Origin of the sequence: Faecalicatena contorta, assembly GCF_022835095.1 — a bacterium.
Lineage (GTDB): Bacteria > Bacillota > Clostridia > Lachnospirales > Lachnospiraceae > Faecalicatena > Faecalicatena contorta.
Genome location: NZ_BQNQ01000001.1, coordinates 2603759 through 2621570 on the forward strand (window position 1 = coordinate 2603759; position 17812 = coordinate 2621570).

14 protein-coding genes are annotated in these 17812 nt (G+C 48.0%); 1 reads left to right on the forward strand and 13 read right to left on the reverse strand.

Annotated elements, in window-relative coordinates; translation table 11 throughout:
- Window positions 1–5 precede the first annotated feature (5 nt).
- The 10 genes from MWG26_RS11635 to MWG26_RS11680 all read right to left on the reverse strand — a co-directional run bounded on the left by MWG26_RS11635 (window position 6) and on the right by MWG26_RS11680 (window position 12023).
- Entirely contained in the window at window positions 6–1676 is a 1671-nt protein-coding gene (locus tag MWG26_RS11635) for a formate--tetrahydrofolate ligase (RefSeq protein WP_025657390.1), read from the reverse strand.
- A gap of 16 nt (window positions 1677–1692) precedes the next feature.
- A complete protein-coding gene (locus MWG26_RS11640) occupies window positions 1693–4128 on the reverse strand; it encodes an FtsK/SpoIIIE family DNA translocase (RefSeq protein WP_025657389.1) in 2436 nt (811 codons plus the stop codon).
- A 103-nt stretch (window positions 4129–4231) separates the two neighbouring features.
- Complete coding sequence (locus MWG26_RS11645) at window positions 4232–4960, reverse strand: ClpP family protease (RefSeq protein ID WP_025657388.1); 729 nt, start codon at window positions 4958–4960, stop codon at window positions 4232–4234.
- Window positions 4961–5141: 181 nt separating this feature from the next.
- Entirely contained in the window at window positions 5142–6416 is a 1275-nt protein-coding gene (locus MWG26_RS11650) for an O-acetylhomoserine aminocarboxypropyltransferase/cysteine synthase family protein (RefSeq protein WP_117440843.1), read from the reverse strand.
- Between the two features lie 13 nt (window positions 6417–6429).
- Window positions 6430–7185: a CFI-box-CTERM domain-containing protein gene (locus MWG26_RS11655; RefSeq protein WP_117440844.1), complete on the reverse strand. Its 756-nt coding sequence runs from the start codon at window positions 7183–7185 to the stop codon at window positions 6430–6432.
- Window positions 7186–7224: 39 nt separating this feature from the next.
- Window positions 7225–7956, reverse strand: a complete 732-nt coding sequence (locus MWG26_RS11660; protein ID WP_025657387.1) for a YebC/PmpR family DNA-binding transcriptional regulator — start codon at window positions 7954–7956, stop codon at window positions 7225–7227.
- Window positions 7957–8070: 114 nt separating this feature from the next.
- Complete coding sequence (locus MWG26_RS11665; protein ID WP_009004161.1) at window positions 8071–8418, reverse strand: type II toxin-antitoxin system PemK/MazF family toxin; 348 nt, start codon at window positions 8416–8418, stop codon at window positions 8071–8073.
- A gap of 101 nt (window positions 8419–8519) precedes the next feature.
- Window positions 8520–9683, reverse strand: a complete 1164-nt coding sequence (alr, locus tag MWG26_RS11670; protein ID WP_025657386.1) for an alanine racemase — start codon at window positions 9681–9683, stop codon at window positions 8520–8522.
- On the reverse strand, window positions 9680–11185 hold the full coding sequence (locus MWG26_RS11675) for an NAD(P)H-hydrate dehydratase (protein WP_117440845.1): 1506 nt from the start codon (window positions 11183–11185) through the stop codon (window positions 9680–9682). Before MWG26_RS11675 ends, alr begins: the two co-directional genes overlap by 4 nt.
- 193 nt (window positions 11186–11378) lie before the next feature.
- Window positions 11379–12023 carry a redox-sensing transcriptional repressor Rex gene (locus tag MWG26_RS11680; RefSeq protein ID WP_025657385.1) on the reverse strand — a complete coding sequence of 215 codons (645 nt, stop codon included), beginning with the start codon at window positions 12021–12023 and terminating at the stop codon, window positions 11379–11381.
- A 252-nt stretch (window positions 12024–12275) separates the two neighbouring features.
- Between MWG26_RS11680 and abc-f the strand changes: the two genes are divergently transcribed.
- Window positions 12276–14201: a ribosomal protection-like ABC-F family protein gene (abc-f, locus tag MWG26_RS11685; protein WP_025657384.1), complete on the forward strand. Its 1926-nt coding sequence runs from the start codon at window positions 12276–12278 to the stop codon at window positions 14199–14201.
- A 261-nt stretch (window positions 14202–14462) separates the two neighbouring features.
- Here abc-f and MWG26_RS11690 read toward each other — a convergent pair whose 3' ends face one another.
- Genes MWG26_RS11690 through MWG26_RS11700 form a run of 3 tightly spaced genes read right to left on the reverse strand, consistent with a single transcriptional unit; the run spans window position 14463 to window position 17752 of the window.
- Window positions 14463–15659, reverse strand: a complete 1197-nt coding sequence (locus tag MWG26_RS11690; RefSeq protein WP_025657383.1) for an NADP-dependent isocitrate dehydrogenase — start codon at window positions 15657–15659, stop codon at window positions 14463–14465.
- Window position 15660: 1 nt separating this feature from the next.
- Window positions 15661–16341 carry a GntR family transcriptional regulator gene (locus tag MWG26_RS11695; RefSeq protein WP_025657382.1) on the reverse strand — a complete coding sequence of 227 codons (681 nt, stop codon included), beginning with the start codon at window positions 16339–16341 and terminating at the stop codon, window positions 15661–15663.
- A gap of 22 nt (window positions 16342–16363) precedes the next feature.
- Window positions 16364–17752, reverse strand: coding sequence for a beta/alpha barrel domain-containing protein (locus tag MWG26_RS11700; RefSeq protein ID WP_025657381.1), 1389 nt, complete (start codon window positions 17750–17752; stop codon window positions 16364–16366).
- Window positions 17753–17812: the final 60 nt, after the last annotated feature.

Sequence of the window (17812 nt, forward strand, 5' to 3'; positions counted from 1 at the left end):
CTCCTTTAGAAGAGCCCGGTAATCTTACCATCTTCAGTAACATCTATATGATTTGCAGCGGGGACTTTAGGAAGCCCCGGCATCGTCATAACTGCGCCCGTCAGCGCTACAACAAATCCTGCACCGGCACTGACATATACCTCCCGGATGTGGATATCGAAGTCCTCCGGCCGCCCGAGTTTTTTCGCGTCGTCAGACAACGAATACTGATTTTTGGCCATGCAGACGGGGAAGGTTCCAAAGCCCATCGCCTCGATCTTTGCCAGCTGCTTCTCGGCCGCAGGTTCGTAGACTACACCGCGCGCTCCATATATTTCTTTTGCTATGGTCTCTATTTTTTCCTTCAATGACAGTTTGTCCGGATATAGCGGATGGTAATGGCTTTCCTTATTCTCAAGGGTCGCAAGTACCTTTTCCGCCAGCATGATACCGCCGGCGCCGCCCTTTTCCCACACTTCGGAAAGTGCAAATTCACAGCCGCGCTCCTCACAGAATGTTTGGATGTATTCATTTTCCGCCGCTGTATCTGTCACAAAAGAATTCAGTGTTACAATAACAGGTATGTCATATTTCTGGATATTCTCTATATGTTTTTCCAGATTGACGATCCCTTTTGCAAGTGCTTCCAGGTTCTCTTCGCCCAAATCGCTCTTTGCAACTCCCCCATTATACTTCAAAGCGCGCACCGTTGCAACTAAAACTACTGCATCTGGTTTTAGTCCTGCCTTGCGGCATTTGATATCCAGGAACTTTTCTGCGCCCAGATCCGCACCGAATCCTGCCTCGGTAATTGTAATATCGCTGATCTTAAGCGCCGTCTTGGTGGCACGGACACTGTTGCAGCCATGGGCAATGTTCGCGAACGGCCCGCCGTGTATCAGCGCCGGTGTATGTTCCAGCGTCTGAATGATATTCGGTTTGACCGCATCCTTTAAAAGAGCGGTCATCGCTCCCGTGGCCTGCAGATCGTCTGCCGTAACCGGATCTCCATCAAAATTGTAGGCCACGATAATTCTGCCGAGTCGCTTTCTCAAATCCGCCAGATCATCTGCCAGACACAGAATAGCCATGATCTCTGAGGCTACGGTTATAACAAAATGGTCTTCCCTTACCATTCCGTCCATTTTACTGCCCAGCCCCACGACCGTATTGCGCAGTACTCTGTCGTTCATATCCAGACAGCGTTTCCAGACAATCTGACGGGGATCGATTCCCAGCGCGTTTCCCTGCTGGATATGATTGTCCAGCATTGCAGCTAACAGATTGTTTGCAGAGGTGATTGCATGGAAATCACCCGTAAAATGAAGGTTCAGATCTTCCATCGGAACCACCTGGGCATATCCGCCTCCGGCGGCGCCGCCTTTGATTCCGAAGCAGGGGCCGAGAGACGGCTCCCGCAGGGCTATCAACGCTTTTTTATTCAGCCTGGCCATCGCCTGGCCGAGACCTACTGTGGTGGTGGTTTTCCCTTCCCCCGCCGGGGTCGGATTGATTGCCGTTACAAGAACCAATTTTCCGTCCTCACGGTCCTTGACCTTATCCCACAGATCCTCGGAAAGTTTTGCTTTGTATTTCCCGTAGAATTCAAGATCATCTTCTTCAATTCCAATGCTGGCCGCCACATCTCTTATATGCAGCATCTCTGCATCCTGCGCAATCTGAATATCTGTTTTCATTTGATTCCCTCCTGGATTATATATTATCTTTTATATACTGTTCAAATTCTTCTTCTGACATCAGGATCTTCCTGGGCTTAGTCCCTTCTTCTTCCCCGACAACACCTGCCTCAGCTAGCTGATCCATGATGCGCGCCGCTCTGTTAAAACCAATTTTGAACATACGCTGCAGCATCCCGATAGACGCCTTTTCCTTATCTATGATCAGCTTTCCTGCCTCCACGAAATATGTATCCCTGTCGCTGCCGCCCTCCGCGGCCCCGGGCATCATACCGCCGGCTGCAGGCGCTCCCGCATTAGCGTTCACATGCTCTTCCACTTCTTCACTATAAGAAGCGTTGCCATTGTGTTCAATCAGATAATCAACGACTTTCTGCACCTCCTTGTCAGAAACAAACGACCCCTGTACTCTGACAGGCTTCGGAAAACCTGTCGGGTAAAATAACATATCACCTTTTCCAAGAAGCTTTTCCGCCCCGTTCATATCAATAATCGTTCGGGAGTCAACCCCTGATGATACAGAAAAAGCGATTCTGGATGGCATATTCGCCTTAATCAGGCCGGTAATTACATTGACAGAGGGCCGCTGGGTCGCCAGGATCAAATGCAGTCCGGCCGCTCTAGCCAGCTGTGCCAGACGGCAGATGGCTCCCTCTACTTCTCCGGGCGCTACCATCATCAAATCTGCCAGCTCGTCCACAATAATCACGATCTGCGGCATCTTCCTAGGCGCGTCTCCGTTCGTTTCTAAATGGCCGATCTTATCGTTAAATCCTTTCAGATCCCTAACATTGTATTCCGCAAAAAGCTTATAGCGCTTTTCCATCTCAGCGACGGCCCAGTTCAGTGCCCCGGCTGCTTTCTTAGGATCCGTGACCACGGGGATCAATAGATGCGGAATTCCGTTATATACACTGAGTTCCACCACTTTCGGATCTACCATAATCAGCTTCACGTCTTCCGGGTCTGCCTTATAAATGATACTCATAATTAATGTGTTGATGCATACAGATTTACCGGATCCAGTGGCTCCGGCAACAAGGAGATGCGGCATCTTTGCAATATCCGCAACCACCACTTTCCCGGAAATGTCCTTGCCCACTGCAAATGAGATACCGGACTTCTTGTTCTTAAATTCACTGGATTCCAGCAGGTCTCTCAGCATAACTGCCGTATTTTCATTGTTGGGCACTTCGATGCCGACGGCAGCCTTTCCAGGAATGGGAGCCTCAATTCTGAGATCGGTTACAGCCAGGTTTAGTTTAATATCGTCGGCCAGGCCCACGATTTTGCTGACTTTAACTCCCTGCTCCGGTTGAATCTCATAACGGGTGACAGAGGGACCGCAGCTTGCATTGGTCACATGTACCTGTACGCCAAAATTCTGAAGCGTCTGCTCCAGCTTGAGTGCAGTGGCCCGCAGGTGGGCGTCTGAATCCCCGCTCGTTTTCTTCCCCCGGTTCAGCAGGGAAAGCGGCGGAATCCGGTAGACTGCCACAGGCTGTTCTTCCTGCGCCTTGATGGTCTCTTCTACATGTACTGCCTCGGCAGCCACCATCTGGGCACTCTCCTGTGTCTTACGCTTTTTGGCCGGTTCTGGTGTCTTAACCGGTGTATCCGGTACGATCTCTTCAACAGATTCCGGCTCCGGACGGTTAATGACCAGCTCCTCAAACGGAGATGGCACAGGTGCTTCTCCGGCCCCCGTGTCCTCCGGTGCTAACTCCTGCAGATCAGGAGTCTTTCTGTGAATTGTTTTGTCTGATAAGGTTGTGGCAAAAGAAACTCCGGATACTTTATGATCCTGCCTTTTTTGCTTTTCAGTCTCTCGTTGCTGCTTCTGCTCTCCCCGCCTCCGGGCAGCAGCCGCTTTTTTTGTTCTGGCGTCTTCATACGCCTTTTTACTGTGGCGCCCCAGCGGCGCAAGAAGCGATTTCTCCGTGATCAGGATCACACAGATTACCGCAAATATGATGATCACCACATAGGCGCCCACGACGCCGATCAGCGGACACAACAGCTTTACAATACAGCCGCCTATTAGACCGCCGGCATTCTTATGCTGGCTGGCAAGCTTATAATAGGTCAATAATCCCGCCTCAGAATCGTAAGGATTCATGACCAATTCTAAAAATGCGGTCAGCAAAAGCAGCAGCAGAACAATGGCTCCCACTTTTATGTACGCGTGTGCGTTGCCTTTATTTGATATGGAAAAGGCAACCACACCGAACAGGATAAATGGCAATAGATATGCCATTAATCCGAATAATCCGAACATTACCGACGAAACTGCCTCCCCTGCAATTCCCCCCAGGCCAAAATTACTAATCACAAGCAGGATACAAACCGCCAATACGGCAAGTATCAAAATCTCTTCTTTGAGGGCTGTATTTTCCTGCTTTTTCGTCCTCCGGCCTGTTGTTTTTCTTTTCTTTGTCGACTTTGCAGCCATTATACTTCCCCCTTGGTATTTACACATACTGTATTTAGTATACCATTATTTGAAAAGCATGTCATTATTAAATTTTTCTCACTCAAAAATATCAGGGATTAAATTATAAACCCGGCAGATCCAAACCTGTTTCTTCTCTGTTCCTGTCTTCAATCATGGAATGAAGTTTGGAAAGTGCCTGGCTGATGCCCCCTACCTCGTCGATCAGCCCTTCTTTCACTGCGTCTTCTCCTTCCAGCAAGGTTCCCACATCTTTTACCAGCTGTGTGGAATCCAGCATTAATTTTTCCAGGCGTTCCTGGGTAATATTGGAATGGGATGCAATGAACTTTGTGATCCGGTCCTGTGTCTTTTCCATGTTGCGGTAACTCTGGATCACTCCAATGAACATGCCGGTAGATCTTACCGGGTGTACAATCATCGTACCACTGGGTACAATAAAGGAATAGTCTGCGGAAACGGCAAGCGGTCCTCCTATCGAGTGGCTTCCACCCAAAACAAGTGACACGGTGGGTTTACTGAGCGAAGCTATCATCTCCGCGATGGCAAGTCCCGCCTCCACATCGCCTCCCAGTGTATTCAGAAGAATCAGGATGCCTTCGATCTCATCATTGTCCTCTGCTTCTGCCAGGCGCGGAATCAGATGCTCATATTTAGTGGCTTTTGTATTACCGGAGACTGCCTCATGCCCTTCAATCTCACCGATAATCGTCATCAGCTGGATATTATGCCTGCCGCTCTCCTTGCCAAGCCTGAGGGTACCGGTCTCTTTAATCTCTTCGTTCTCATCAGCCTGAGTTTTTCGAATCTGCTCTTCTTTATTATTATCCATTTTTTTCCTGCCTTTCCTTCTCGTAACAATGCTTCATTTTTAGATAGTATCTGAAAGAAAAACAGGAATTATACATTGATTTGCAACTTGCTGCAAACCCGCCCCGCAGGGGCATGCATTGATTTGCAACCAGGCAAATCAAAAATGGTATGGATGATTGTATACATCCATACCATTCAGATTATTGCAATGCCTGCTCAATATCCGCAATAATATCCTCTACATTTTCAATCCCAACACTGAATCTGATCAGGTCCGGCTGAACACCTGCCTCCAGCAGTTCCTGTTCATTCATCTGGCGGTGCGTGTGGCTTGCAGGATGAAGCACACAACTGCGCGCATCCGCAACATGAGTCACGATCGCCACCATTTTCAGTTTATCCATCATCTCAACTGCCGCGCTGCGTCCGCCTTTCAGGCCAAAAGTCAGTACGCCGCAGGTGCCGCCCGGCATATACTTCTGAGCCAGGTCATAATACTTATCCCCAGGAAGAGAAGGACAGGACACCCAGGCCACCTTCTCATGATCCTGCAGATACTTTGCAATGGTAAGTGCGTTTTCACAATGGCGGGGCATACGCAGATGCAGCGTCTCCAGCCCGATATTTAATAAAAATGCATTTTGAGGCGCCTGGATAGATCCCAGATCTCTCATCAGCTGCGCGGTGGCTTTCTGAATATAGGCAAGCTTGCCAAATTTTTGTGTATAGACAATCCCATGGTAGGTCTCATCGGGTGTCGTCAGTCCCGGAAACTTCCCGGACTGCGCTTCCCAGTCAAAATTACCGCTATCCACAATGGCTCCGCCCACACAGGTTGCGTGGCCGTCCATATACTTGGTCGTGGAGTGAGTCACAATGTCAGCCCCCCACTCAAACGGACGGCAGTTAATTGGAGTTGCAAATGTATTGTCTACAATAAACGGTACGCCATGTGCATGCGCCGCTTTTGCAAATTTGTCAAAATCAAGGACTACAAGCGCCGGGTTTGCAATGGTCTCCCCGAAGACAGCCTTTGTGTTGTCCTTAAAAGCAGCCTCAAGCTCTTCCGGCGTGCAGTCAGGATCTACAAAATCAGCTTCTACTCCCATTTTTCTGATGGTATGCGCAAACAGATTATATGTACCGCCATAAAGTGCAGAAGCACATACGATATGGTCTCCTGCCTCTGCAATGTTCATGACCGCATAAAAATTAGCTGCCTGGCCGGAGGAGGTAAGCATGCCGGCAACACCGCCCTCTAAATCACAGATCTTAGCGGCAACCGCATCATTGGTCGGGTTCTGCAGCCTTGTATAAAAGTATCCGGCTTCTTCCAGGTCGAACAGGCGCCCCATCTGCTCACTGCTTGTGTATTTGAAAGTAGTGCTCTGGCAGATCGGCAGGACTCTCGGCTCTCCGTTTGCCGGTTCATAACCGGATTGTATGCATTTTGTCTCTATCTTATAGCTGCTCATAATTTCCTTCCTCCTAAGAATATAGATATTTCCTTTCCAGCTTACGTACCATGTCGCTGTAGAGCATCTGGCATTCCTTCTTTTTGCCCTCCTCGATCAGCCGGACGCAGGGACTTAGATAATCCTGCCAGATTCCCGCATATATACTAGCCGAATCTTCCTGCCGGTCGATGCGTTTTACAATCGTTGGTGCGATATTATAATATTCATTTACTGTTTCCATACCTTCTTTGGACTCCAGCAGATACTGGTCACGGTAATTCCGAAGCAGCGTCAGTTCATAACAGTCGTCCGGTTTATCCAGGCTTCTGCAGACTGCTGTTGTGATATAGCAGAGTCCTTTTTTGAAGCCTCCCTGGATCTGTTCACGTGTGGAATGCCCGATTTTATTATCCGGCATCCTTTCATTATATAACTCAATCATCTTTTCGGTAAACTCTTTTGTCTTCACGCTGCTGATCTCCCCCAGAAGCGGGACAAAAAAAGATACCATATTCATATTAAAGTCAAGACAGGCCAGATCCCTCTTCCTTTTTGAAGGCACCGCCGCCAGCTGCTCCGCCGCATAATCCGGGATGACAGAGGCAGTCTTTGCCAGCGCCTCATCTGACACCTCGAAGGCTTCTCTGATACGCCCCAGGAGCGCGCCGTGCCTGTTCAGTAATATGTCCATATCAGATGCATAAGTTTTTTTATGAAACTTCTTTGCATATTCGGCAGTTTCCTGAAATAAAGAAATCATATCTGCCTGCAGATTTTCCTGATTCATATTATCTCCTCTTTTTGTAAGGTATTGGCATACCGCTGATTATTCGTCCCAGTTATGATATACGTCCTGCACATCATCATCTTCATCCAGCAGATCCAGTGTCTTCTGAATATTCTTAATGTCATCCTCAGAAGTCAGTTCCACATAGGTCTGCGGAATCATCGTAACCTCGGCATCTGCCATACTGATGCCCTCTTCCTCCAGCTTCAGGCGTACTGCGCTGAATTCTTCCGGCGCTGTGAGAATCTCAAAACTGTCATCGCTCTCGGTAAAATCTTCCGCGCCTGCGTCCAGTGCCAGCATCATCAGCTCATCGGCATCCATGCTGCACTCTTCCTTATCAACCAGTATCTGCCCCTTCTCATCGAACATAAAAGAGACACAGCCTGGGGTTCCCACATTACCGCTTCCCTTTGTAAATGCGTTCTTTACATTGGAAGCAGTCCGGTTCTTGTTGTCTGTCAGGGCCTTTACGATAATTGCTGTCCCGTTGGGCCCATATCCTTCATATGTAATATGCTCATAATTGTCGCCCGCACCCTCGCCGGCCGCTTTTTTAATATTCCGTTCTATGGTGTCATTCGGCATATTATTGGCCTTTGCCTTAGCGATTACATCGCGCAGACGGCTGTTGTTATTCGGGTCCGGACCGCCGCCCTCTTTTACTGCAACGGCAAGCTCACGTCCAAGTTTCGTAAAAACCTTGCCCTTTGCAGCATCATTTTTTTCTTTCTTATGTTTAATATTCGCAAATTTAGAATGTCCTGACATCTCTAATCTCCTCTTTTAAATTTTCTTTACGTATTCTATCCGCAGAACTTGCCATACAATTTTACCACTCTTTTTTGTATATTTCAATTCTTTCTTAACAGATTCATCTCTGGGTTATGTAGGAAGTTCCAGACTGATCCGGATCGCATCGTTCACCCGCTTCATCATTCCACTGTCTACATGGCAGACAAATTCTTTCAGACGCTGCTTGTCGATCGTCCGGATCTGCTCCAGCAGGATCACGGAATTCTTTACAATATGGTATTTCTCTGCACTGATTTCAATATGGGTAGGAAGTTTTGCTTTATTCATCCTGGATGTGATAGCCGCACAGATTACCGTAGGGCTGTGCTTGTTGCCCACGTCATTTTGTATAATCAGTACAGGACGGATACCGCCCTGTTCCGAGCCCACGACAGGACTCAAATCTGCATAATATATATCGCCTCTTTTAATTACCAAATCACTTCACACTCCGATTCTAATACTTTGATACTTGAGTATTCCCGCTTTTTTCGGATGTATGCAAGTGCACGAAAACTTTGGACAATCTTTATGATGTACTAGAAATATTCTACTTGTTTTACAACTTCCCCGTTCCTGGTATAAACCCTTGGGATCCTTCTGCCCAGACAGCAGACGAACTCATAGTTAAAACGTCCGCAGAGACCGCTTAGTTCCTCCACAGAGATGTGTTCCTCCCCATCGGAGCCGACCAGAACAGCCTGGTCCATGAACGTCACACCCGGGATATCTGTTACATCAACCATAAACTGGTCCATACAGACCCTTCCAAGTATCCTGGCCCGCCTGCCGCGGATCAGCACGTCAGCTTTATTCGAAAGCCCTCTGGCGTATCCGTCACCGTACCCGACAGGAATTGTAGCTACTTTCATCTTCTTAGGTGCAATGAAAGTGCCGCCGTAGCTGATGGAAGCCCCCGCTTCTACTTCCTTCACAAAAGTAACGTGGCTGATCAGCTCAAGCGCTGGCTTGAGGCTCACAGCTTCCCGCGAGACCTCCCCTGACGGGTACATTCCGTATGTGGAAATACCCGCGCGGACCAGATTATGTTTCATGTCCGGGAAGTCGATAATCCCGGCGCTGTTGTCACAATGATAATATGTAATGGAAGTTCCTTCCGCCTCCAGGGCCTTCTTCATCCATTCAAACTTTTCGTGCTGCTTATGTGTGTAGCTCTTGTCGGTCTCATCGGCTTTGGCAAAATGCGTATACATTCCCTCGATCCCTATATTAGGCAGCCTGCCGATCTCCCGGATGGCCTTTACACTCTCCGGGCCGGGCAAGAATCCAAGCCTTCCCATCCCTGTATCAACTTTAATATGTATATGTGCTGTTCTGCCGAGCTTTGCCGCGGCTTTTGACATGCCTTCCGCCATCTCCTTCATATAAACAGTAGCACGGATATCCTTAAGAATCATCTCCTCATACTGCTCCGGGAAAATACAGCCGAGTACGAGAATTGGTTTTTTAATCCCTTCCTTCCGGAGAGCTGCAGCCTCCTCCAGGCTTGCGGTGGCGTAGCCCCATATGTAATCCTTTTCTTCAAACATTTCCGCAATCGGCACGGCGCCATGGCCGTACCCATCCATCTTTATCACGGCGATGATCTGCGCCCCTTCCCCAATCCGCCGCCTCATCTGTTCCATATTATATGATACGGCATCCAGGTCTACCCTGGCAAATACCCTGTTAAACTGTTTCATTGCTCCATACTCTCCTCTGTTCTTTTTAGGCAGTCCCCGATTCCCGCCGTTAAATCTTCTGCCAGCACACTGTAGGAACCCCTGGCGGCTTTGGCCTCGTCTCCTGCGCAGGCGTGCAGGTATACTCCGCAGACAGCCGCCTCATAAGGCTTCAGTCCCTGCGCCATCAGCCCTGCAATGACTCCCGCGAGCACGTCTCCGGCCCCGGCCTTTGCCATGGAACTGTTTCCTGCAGTATTGACGAATATCTGACGATCCCACTTGGCCGCAATTGTACGTGCATCCTTTAAGACGCAAACAACACCAGCTCTGTCTGTAAAAGACCTGGTCATCTCGAAACGCTTTTCCTGCAGCTCTGTAACAGAACAGCCCAGCAGGCCGGACATTTCTTTCAAGTGCGGGGTCAGGACAATGGGCCGCTCCCGCTCTTCAAGCAATTCCGGATGGCACCCCAGTATATTCAGTCCATCTGCATCTATCACGCAGGGAATCTGAACCTCTTTCACGACCTGAGTTAAGATACTCTCCGTAACACGGCTCTGTCCCAGCCCGCAGCCAATGCAGACCACATCCGCCCATGCGAGGAGATCACGAATGGCTTCTTCCTCATATTCAGTATAAGTGCTGACAATCGCTTCCGGTAAAAGCTGCTGCAATATCACCCGGTTATCTTCATGTGTATAAATCCGGACCAGACCCGCGCCGCATCTATACGCGGCCTTCGCACTCAGATATGCGGCGCCCGACATACCGCGGCTTCCGGTAATCATCAGGATCTTCCCATAGGTTCCTTTATGTGAATTGGGCCTTCGGGGCGGGATCAGCTCCGGCAGGTCCGATTTTTCAAATGTGTAGCAGACACCCGGTTCTTTTTCAAAAAGCTTCCGGCTGATTCCGATGGATACGGCAACAGTTTTTCCGGCATATTGGCAGCCTGGATGTAAAACACAGCCCAGCTTTTCGCACTCAAAAGTAACCGTCAGATCGGCTGAAAATGCCGTCCCTAGTACCTTTCCTGTGGCTGAGCAGATGCCGGAAGGGATATCTATGGCAACCTTCTGCCCCGGCAGCGCATTCATCTTTTTAATATTTGCCGCGTATGCTCCCGAGACTTCCCGGTTCAGGCCCACGCCGAAAACGGCATCCACTATAACAGTATATTCCTTCCTGCTGATTGTTGTTACTACAGGAACACCGCAATTTTCAGCGATTTTCATTTGCTGCATGCAGTCAGGAGACCTGGATTCTTCGTTTCCGATGAAAGCGGCCTCAACATCACAGCCTTTTTCTTTTAACAGGCGCGCAACTGCAAAGCCGTCGCCGCCGTTGTTGCCGGAGCCGCAGACCACCAGCGTTCTGTGTGTATTGATCTTTTCCTGCTCCATGACGGCCACTGCCGCCAGAGCAGCCCGCTCCATAAGCACCATAGAGGGAATCCCGATCTCATGGATCGTGTAATTGTCAGCTTTCTGCATCCATTCACCGGTAGGCAGATATCTCATATACTCACTCTCCTTTATTTTTATAGAGTTTCGCTTGTGAAACCCGCGTCCGCAGCGGCCGCACTGGCATCTGCCTCTAATACCACTGTGCGTATCCCCAATGGGATTGTATCTGATAGGCGCACGTTTCCTAATAAGCGAAATAACGTGCAACGAAGGCGCAGCACCTTTGTTACACGTTTTATATTATTAATCAATTATCATGTTCTTCATTGTAACGGCTGATATTATAGGACAGTTTCATCAAACTATCAGACAAATGTACACTTTCTACGATCACATCATCCGGCAGGTGCAGATCAGTGTGCGCAAAATTCCATATGCCCTTGATACCATTCTCAACAAGCATATCGGCTACTTCCACCGCTTTTGACTTTGGAATCGTCAGTGCGGCAATCTCTATGTCCGTATTTTCAACAAATTCTCTCAGGTCGTCCATCATACGGATCGGGATTCCTCGTATTGTTACCCCTTCCAGTCTTGGATTCACATCAAAAATACCCTGCAGTATAAAACCGCTCTTTTCAAAGGCCGCGTAATTGGCAAGCGCCTGCCCCAGGTTACCCGCTCCTATTATGATTACGTTATGTTTTCTGTTCAGTCCCAGAATCTTTCCGATCTCTGTATAGAGATACTTAACATTGTATCCATATCCCTGCTGGCCGAAGCCACCGAAGTTGTTTAAATCCTGGCGAATCTGAGATGCAGTGACGCTCATCTTCTTGCTCAGGTCATTTGATGAAATCCGTTCTACTCCTGCATCCAGTAATTCTCCCAAATATCTGTAATATCTGGGCAGCCGTCCAATTACCGCACGTGATATCTCTCTATCTTCCACAGCTATCCCCTCCAAACTTAATCTATTTCATATTATATAGAATTGTACGGGCAAAGTCAAATTTTAGTTGTATTTTAAACTATTTTCGTTATAATGAAATAAGTATACTCAAAGGCATCCCGCAGCTCATGCCCCGCGGACAGGTTTTCAGCATAGCTGAAAATTAATGCTTATTTTTTAAGACAACAAGCGGGGTTCGGCGGCTGAAGTACAACTGGGAGGCCCGATACAGAAGACAACAGGAGGTTTCTTATGATACTTGCATGCCATAATCTCAATAAAGCTTTCGGTGGACAGGTCATTGTCAGAGACGGCTCTTTTCATATAGAAGACAGGGAAAAAGCGGCTCTGGTCGGAGTAAACGGGGCTGGAAAATCCACCATTCTAAAGATGATCGTAAAGGAAGAGCCAGTCGACAGCGGTGAAATTGTAGTTACAAAAGGGAAAACTCTCGGATATCTTGCACAGCAGCAGAAACTCGAGGGCGGCCGCTCCATATATGAGGAAGTAAAGACAGCAAAGGCTGATATTATCGAGTTGGAAAATCAAATCCGTGCTATTGAAAAGGAACTGAAGTCTCTGAGCGGTGAAGCCCTTCAGAGCAGGCTCGATACCTATCACCGCATGATGTCATCGTTTGAGGCACAGAATGGTTATGCTTACGAAAGCGAGCTGACAGGCGTCCTCAAAGGACTTGGTTTCCAGGAGGAGGATTTTGACAAAAAAACGGACACCCTCTCCGGAGGCCAGAAAACAAGAGTTTCCCTGGGAAAATTGCTCCTCACAAAACCCGATATTCTGCTTCTGGATGAGCCAACAAACCATCTGGATTTGAACTCCATCACCTGGCTGGAGACCTATCTGCTGAACTACCCGGGCGCTGTATTTATCGTCTCCCACGACCGTTTCTTCTTAAACAGGGTGGTTACAAAAGTGGTGGAGATCGAACATGGGACTGTCCGGATGTACGCCGGCAACTACAAGGCCTATGCGGACAAAAAGCAACAGATCCGGGACGCCATGATGAAAGAATATCTGAACCAGCAGAGGGAAATCAAGCATCAGGAGGCCGTCATTGAAAAACTCCGTTCATTCAACCGTGAGAAGTCTATCAAGCGCGCGGAAAGCCGTGAAAAACTGCTAGATAAGATGACGCTGGTCGATAAGCCCCAGGAGGCGGCGAAGGAGATTCATTTTTCTCTGGAACCCTCTTGCCTGAGCGGCAACGACGTGCTTTCAGTGGAGGGGCTGTCTAAGAGTTTTGACAGTCAAACCTTATTTACGGATATCAGCTTTGATATCAGACGCGGCGAACATGTGGCTGTAATCGGTGACAACGGCACCGGGAAAACCACGCTGCTTAAGATTATCAATCAAGTGGTTCCCCCGGATACGGGCTCCTTTACCCTGGGATCTAAGGTGAGAATCGGTTATTACGATCAGGAACACCATGTGCTGCATGACCAAAAAAATATATTTGACGAGATTTCGGATGACTATCCAACCCTAAATAATACGCAGATCAGAAATACGCTCGCCGCATTCCAGTTTACCGGTGATGACGTGTACAAACTGATCGGGGACCTGAGCGGCGGCGAGAAGGGTCGCGTATCGCTGGCAAAATTGATGCTTTCTGAGGCCAATTTCCTAATCCTCGATGAGCCCACAAACCATTTGGATATCACCTCAAAAGAGATATTAGAAAAAGCGGTTAACGACTATACCGGTACCGTATTATACGTCTCACACGACCGCTATTTTATCAACCAGACAGCCACCCGCATATTAGAGCTGGTGAATCAGACCTTTGTAAACTATATCGGCAATTATGACTATTATCTGGAGAAAAAGGAGGAACTGACGGCCGTCTATACTTCCCCTGCAGCCAGGGGAACGGATAATTCTGGTATTCCGAAGGAATCTGTTTCAGACGCAAAACTGAGCTGGCAGGAACAGAAGGAACAGCAGGCCAGGGAGCGCAAAAGACAGAATGAACTGAAAAAGACGGAAGAACGCATCACTGTACTGGAAGAAAGAAATGAAGAGATCGATGAGCTGATGACTCATGAAGATGTGTATTCCAACTCGGTCAAATGCCAGGAACTTGCTGCAGAAAAGGCTTCCAATGAAGGGGAACTGGAGATTCTCTATGAAAAATGGGAAGAACTTGCAGAATAAGGCCAAAATGGGGAAGCCCACTTCAACTCCTTTCGAACAAAGCGGGCAAGCCCACCTCAAATCCCCATCTCCTCACTTATGAGGGGCTTGCACACTTTGACGCCGCCGCGATGCCGCTTTGCGGCTATATACCTTATCGCGGCGTGTGCATCCCCCGCAGGGCTTTTCTGATCTAGGAAATTCCTTTGAAATTTCCTAGATCAGAAAAAAGGACCGCATGCAGAGCTGCGTGCCGGTCCGTTTTTGTATTGTAGATAAAATTTACAGCCTTGCTGCAATCGCTTTGATAAAGTCCTCACTGTTGAGAACCGTCGGATTCTCAATCGTTGTAATCAGCGCCAGATCTTTTGTCATGCTTCCGGATTCTATTGTGTCAATGGTCGCTTTTTCCAGTCTGTCTGCAAATGCCATCAAATCATGGTTTCCATCCAGTTCTCCGCGCTTTCTTAAAGCTCCGGTCCATGCAAAAATGGTTGCAACTGAGTTGGTGGATGTCTCCTCTCCCTTGAGGTGCTTGTAATAGTGGCGCTGTACGGTTCCGTGGGCAGCCTCATATTCATAATATCCGTCGGGAGACACAAGCACGGATGTCATCATAGCGAGTGATCCAAATGCTGAGGATACCATGTCGCTCATGACGTCGCCGTCGTAGTTCTTGCACGCCCAGATATATCCGCCCTCTGATTTCATAACACGTGCTACTGCATCATCAATCAGTGTGTAGAAATACTCGATCCCGGCAGCCTTGAATTTTTCATCGTATTCAGCATCATAGATTTCCTGGAAAATGTCCTTGAATGTGTGGTCATATTTTTTGGAAATCGTATCTTTTGTCGCAAACCAGAGATCCTGTTTTGTATCCAGAGCATAGTTGAAGCAGCTTCTTGCAAAGCTTTCGATGGACTGGTTGATATTGTGCATGCCCTGCACGATACCCGGGCCATCAAAATTATGTACGAGCTCTTTTGTCTCTGTTCCGTCTTCCGCCGTATAGACAAGTTCTACCCTGCCTGCGCCCGGAATCTTCATCTCTGAGCCCTTATATACATCACCGTATGCATGGCGGGCAATGGTAATCGGCTTTTTCCAGTTCTTAACGCATGGCTCAATCCCTTTTACGACGATCGGCGCGCGGAAAACTGTACCGTCCAGAATTGCACGGATGGTCCCATTGGGGCTCTTCCACATCTCCTTCAGGTCATATTCATCCATGCGGGCCGCATTCGGGGTGATCGTTGCACACTTAACAGCTACTTTGTACTTCTTTGTGGCATTCGCGGAATCCACGGTTACCTGGTCGTTCGTTTCATTTCTATATTCCAGGCCCAGATCGTAATATTCCGTATTCAGCTCGATGTAAGGCTCCAGAAGATTATCTTTAATCATCTTCCAGAGGATTCTTGTCATCTCATCCCCGTCCATCTCAACAATCGGTGTACTCATCTTAATCTTTTCCATCTTAACTGTCTCCTCCTAATATTTCTTCATAACCTTGTCTTTTAAGGTTCTGTATGACATGCAGAATATGCTCGTTGGCGAGCTGCTCCGCAAGGTCTGCATCTTTATCCCGGATTGCGCGCAGGATCTGCTTATGCTCCCGGATCGACTTTCTGGCCCGTTCTTCTGAGACTACGGAAGATCTCCGAGCCAGTTGGACATATTTGTGGAAATCGGTCAGTACATGGCTGAGTATCTTACTGTTTGATGCCTCATATAAAATCGCATGGAACTTGCCGTCCAGCTCAGTCACCTGATCTGCACTGCCTCCACCCTCTTTTTTCATATGAAACTCGGAAAGAAGTATAATCTCGTCCAGCTCATCCAGCTGCTCGTCCGTAATGTTCTCTGTAGCCCATCTCGCACACAGCCCCTCCAGCATAGAACGGATCATATAGATGTCACTTACATCCTTCGGAGATATTCCCGTCACATATGCCCCCTTATTCGGGATGATAGAGACTAGGCCTTCCAGCTCCAGCTGCCTCAGTGCCTCTCGCACGGGCGTGCGGCTGACCCCCAGTTCTTTCCCGATCGTATTTTCCCTTAACTCATCGTGTTCCTTATACTTTCCCTTCAGGATATCGTCACGGATTCTCTGAAAAACACGGCTGCCTAAGGAATGGTCCTGATATTCTTCCATTTTGCTTTTATGTCCTCCCAAGTCAGAGTTTTATATGCAGTTCACTGCATACACTGTCTATTTTGGCAACTAATTCGTCATCTGTCAAGACTGTAACGCGACCTTCTTCATATTCTTTGTCCACCCAGGTCTTTAATGCCAGCACAAGCTCTGAATTTTTATCCACCTGCCGTTCTGCAGGAAGCTTGTAGTATGCGTTAATCCAGTATGCAATTCCCGCAATACCGGAGGTATTGGAGACAGATACAAGAGCCGGGCGGTTTAAATATTTGTCGGTATCAAAAATATTATAAATTTCTTCGTTTTTGAGCATTCCATCCGCATGAATCCCGGCACGGGTTACATTAAAATTCTTCCCGACAAACGGCGTTCTGGAGGGAACCCGGTATCCGATCTCTTTTTCATAGTACTCCGCCAGCTCTGTGATCACAGTTGTATCCATCCCATCCAGCGTTCCTCTGAGCTGTGCATATTCAAATACCATCGCTTCAAGCGGAGTATTTCCCGTACGCTCCCCAATTCCAAACAGGGAACAGTTCACCCCGCATGCGCCGTACAGCCAAGCTGTAGTCGAATTATTGACCGCCTTATAGAAATCGTTGTGCCCATGGAATTCAATCAATTCACTCGGAACACCAGCATGTGTCATCAGTCCATAAATAATCCCCGGTACGGATCTCGGAATCACCGCCCCCGGAAAATTCACCCCATATCCCATGGTATCACAGACACGGATCTTAACCGGTATCTGATACTCTTCCATAAGCTTCATCAGCTCCAGACAGAAAGGGATTACGAATCCATAAATATCAGATCTCGTAATATCTTCCAGATGACATCTTGGTTTCACCCCCGTCTCCATACACTCTCTGACAACAGAAAGGTAATGATCCAGAGCTTCCCTTCGGTTCATCTTCAGTTTATAAAATATGTGATAATCAGAGCAGCTGACCAGAATCCCCGTTTCCTTCAGCCCGATCTCCCTCACCAGTTCAAAATCTTTCTTATTCGCCCGGATCCAGCTTGTAACTTCCGGAAATTCATATCCCATCTCCAGACATTTATAAACCGCATCCCGGTCTTTATTACTATACAGAAAAAATTCACTCTGCCTGATCTTCCCCTTAGGCCCGCCAAGCTTATGTAAATAATCAAAAATCGTAACTATCTGCTCTGTTGTGTAGGGGGCACGTGACTGCTGTCCGTCACGGAACGTCGTGTCCGTAATCCAGATTTCGTCCGGCATATTGTGAGGCACAATCCTGTCGTTAAAAGCAATCTTCGGAATCTCATCATAGTGGAACAAGTTGCGGAACACATTAGGCGAGTCCACATCCACCAGCTGATACATATGCTCTTCCAGTTCCAAAAGATTTGTGTGTTTGTTCAAAAATACTTTTCTGTCTTCCATTCTACCATTACCTCCTAAATATCCAGTTAACACCCCGCAGCACTTTAATCCTACGGATTA

Bases quoted from the DNA above. Each gene is read 5' to 3' on its own strand.
- MWG26_RS11675 (WP_117440845.1), bottom strand. From the start codon at position 11,185: ATGAGATATCTGCCTACCGGTGAATGGATGCAGAAAGCTGACAATTAC.
- MWG26_RS11640 (WP_025657389.1), bottom strand. From the start codon at position 4,128: ATGGCTGCAAAGTCGACAAAGAAAAGAAAAACAACAGGCCGGAGGACG.
- MWG26_RS11695 (WP_025657382.1), bottom strand. From the start codon at position 16,341: ATGGAAGAATATCAGGACCATTCCTTAGGCAGCCGTGTTTTTCAGAGA.
- MWG26_RS11700 (WP_025657381.1), bottom strand. From the start codon at position 17,752: ATGGAAGACAGAAAAGTATTTTTGAACAAACACACAAATCTTTTGGAA.
- MWG26_RS11690 (WP_025657383.1), bottom strand. From the start codon at position 15,659: ATGGAAAAGATTAAGATGAGTACACCGATTGTTGAGATGGACGGGGAT.
- alr (WP_025657386.1), bottom strand. From the start codon at position 9,683: ATGAAACAGTTTAACAGGGTATTTGCCAGGGTAGACCTGGATGCCGTA.
- MWG26_RS11660 (WP_025657387.1), bottom strand. From the start codon at position 7,956: ATGTCAGGACATTCTAAATTTGCGAATATTAAACATAAGAAAGAAAAA.
- MWG26_RS11650 (WP_117440843.1), bottom strand. From the start codon at position 6,416: ATGAGCAGCTATAAGATAGAGACAAAATGCATACAATCCGGTTATGAA.
- MWG26_RS11635 (WP_025657390.1), bottom strand. From the start codon at position 1,676: ATGAAAACAGATATTCAGATTGCGCAGGATGCAGAGATGCTGCATATA.
- MWG26_RS11655 (WP_117440844.1), bottom strand. From the start codon at position 7,185: ATGAATCAGGAAAATCTGCAGGCAGATATGATTTCTTTATTTCAGGAA.
- abc-f (WP_025657384.1), top strand. From the start codon at position 12,276: ATGATACTTGCATGCCATAATCTCAATAAAGCTTTCGGTGGACAGGTC.
- MWG26_RS11645 (WP_025657388.1), bottom strand. From the start codon at position 4,960: ATGGATAATAATAAAGAAGAGCAGATTCGAAAAACTCAGGCTGATGAG.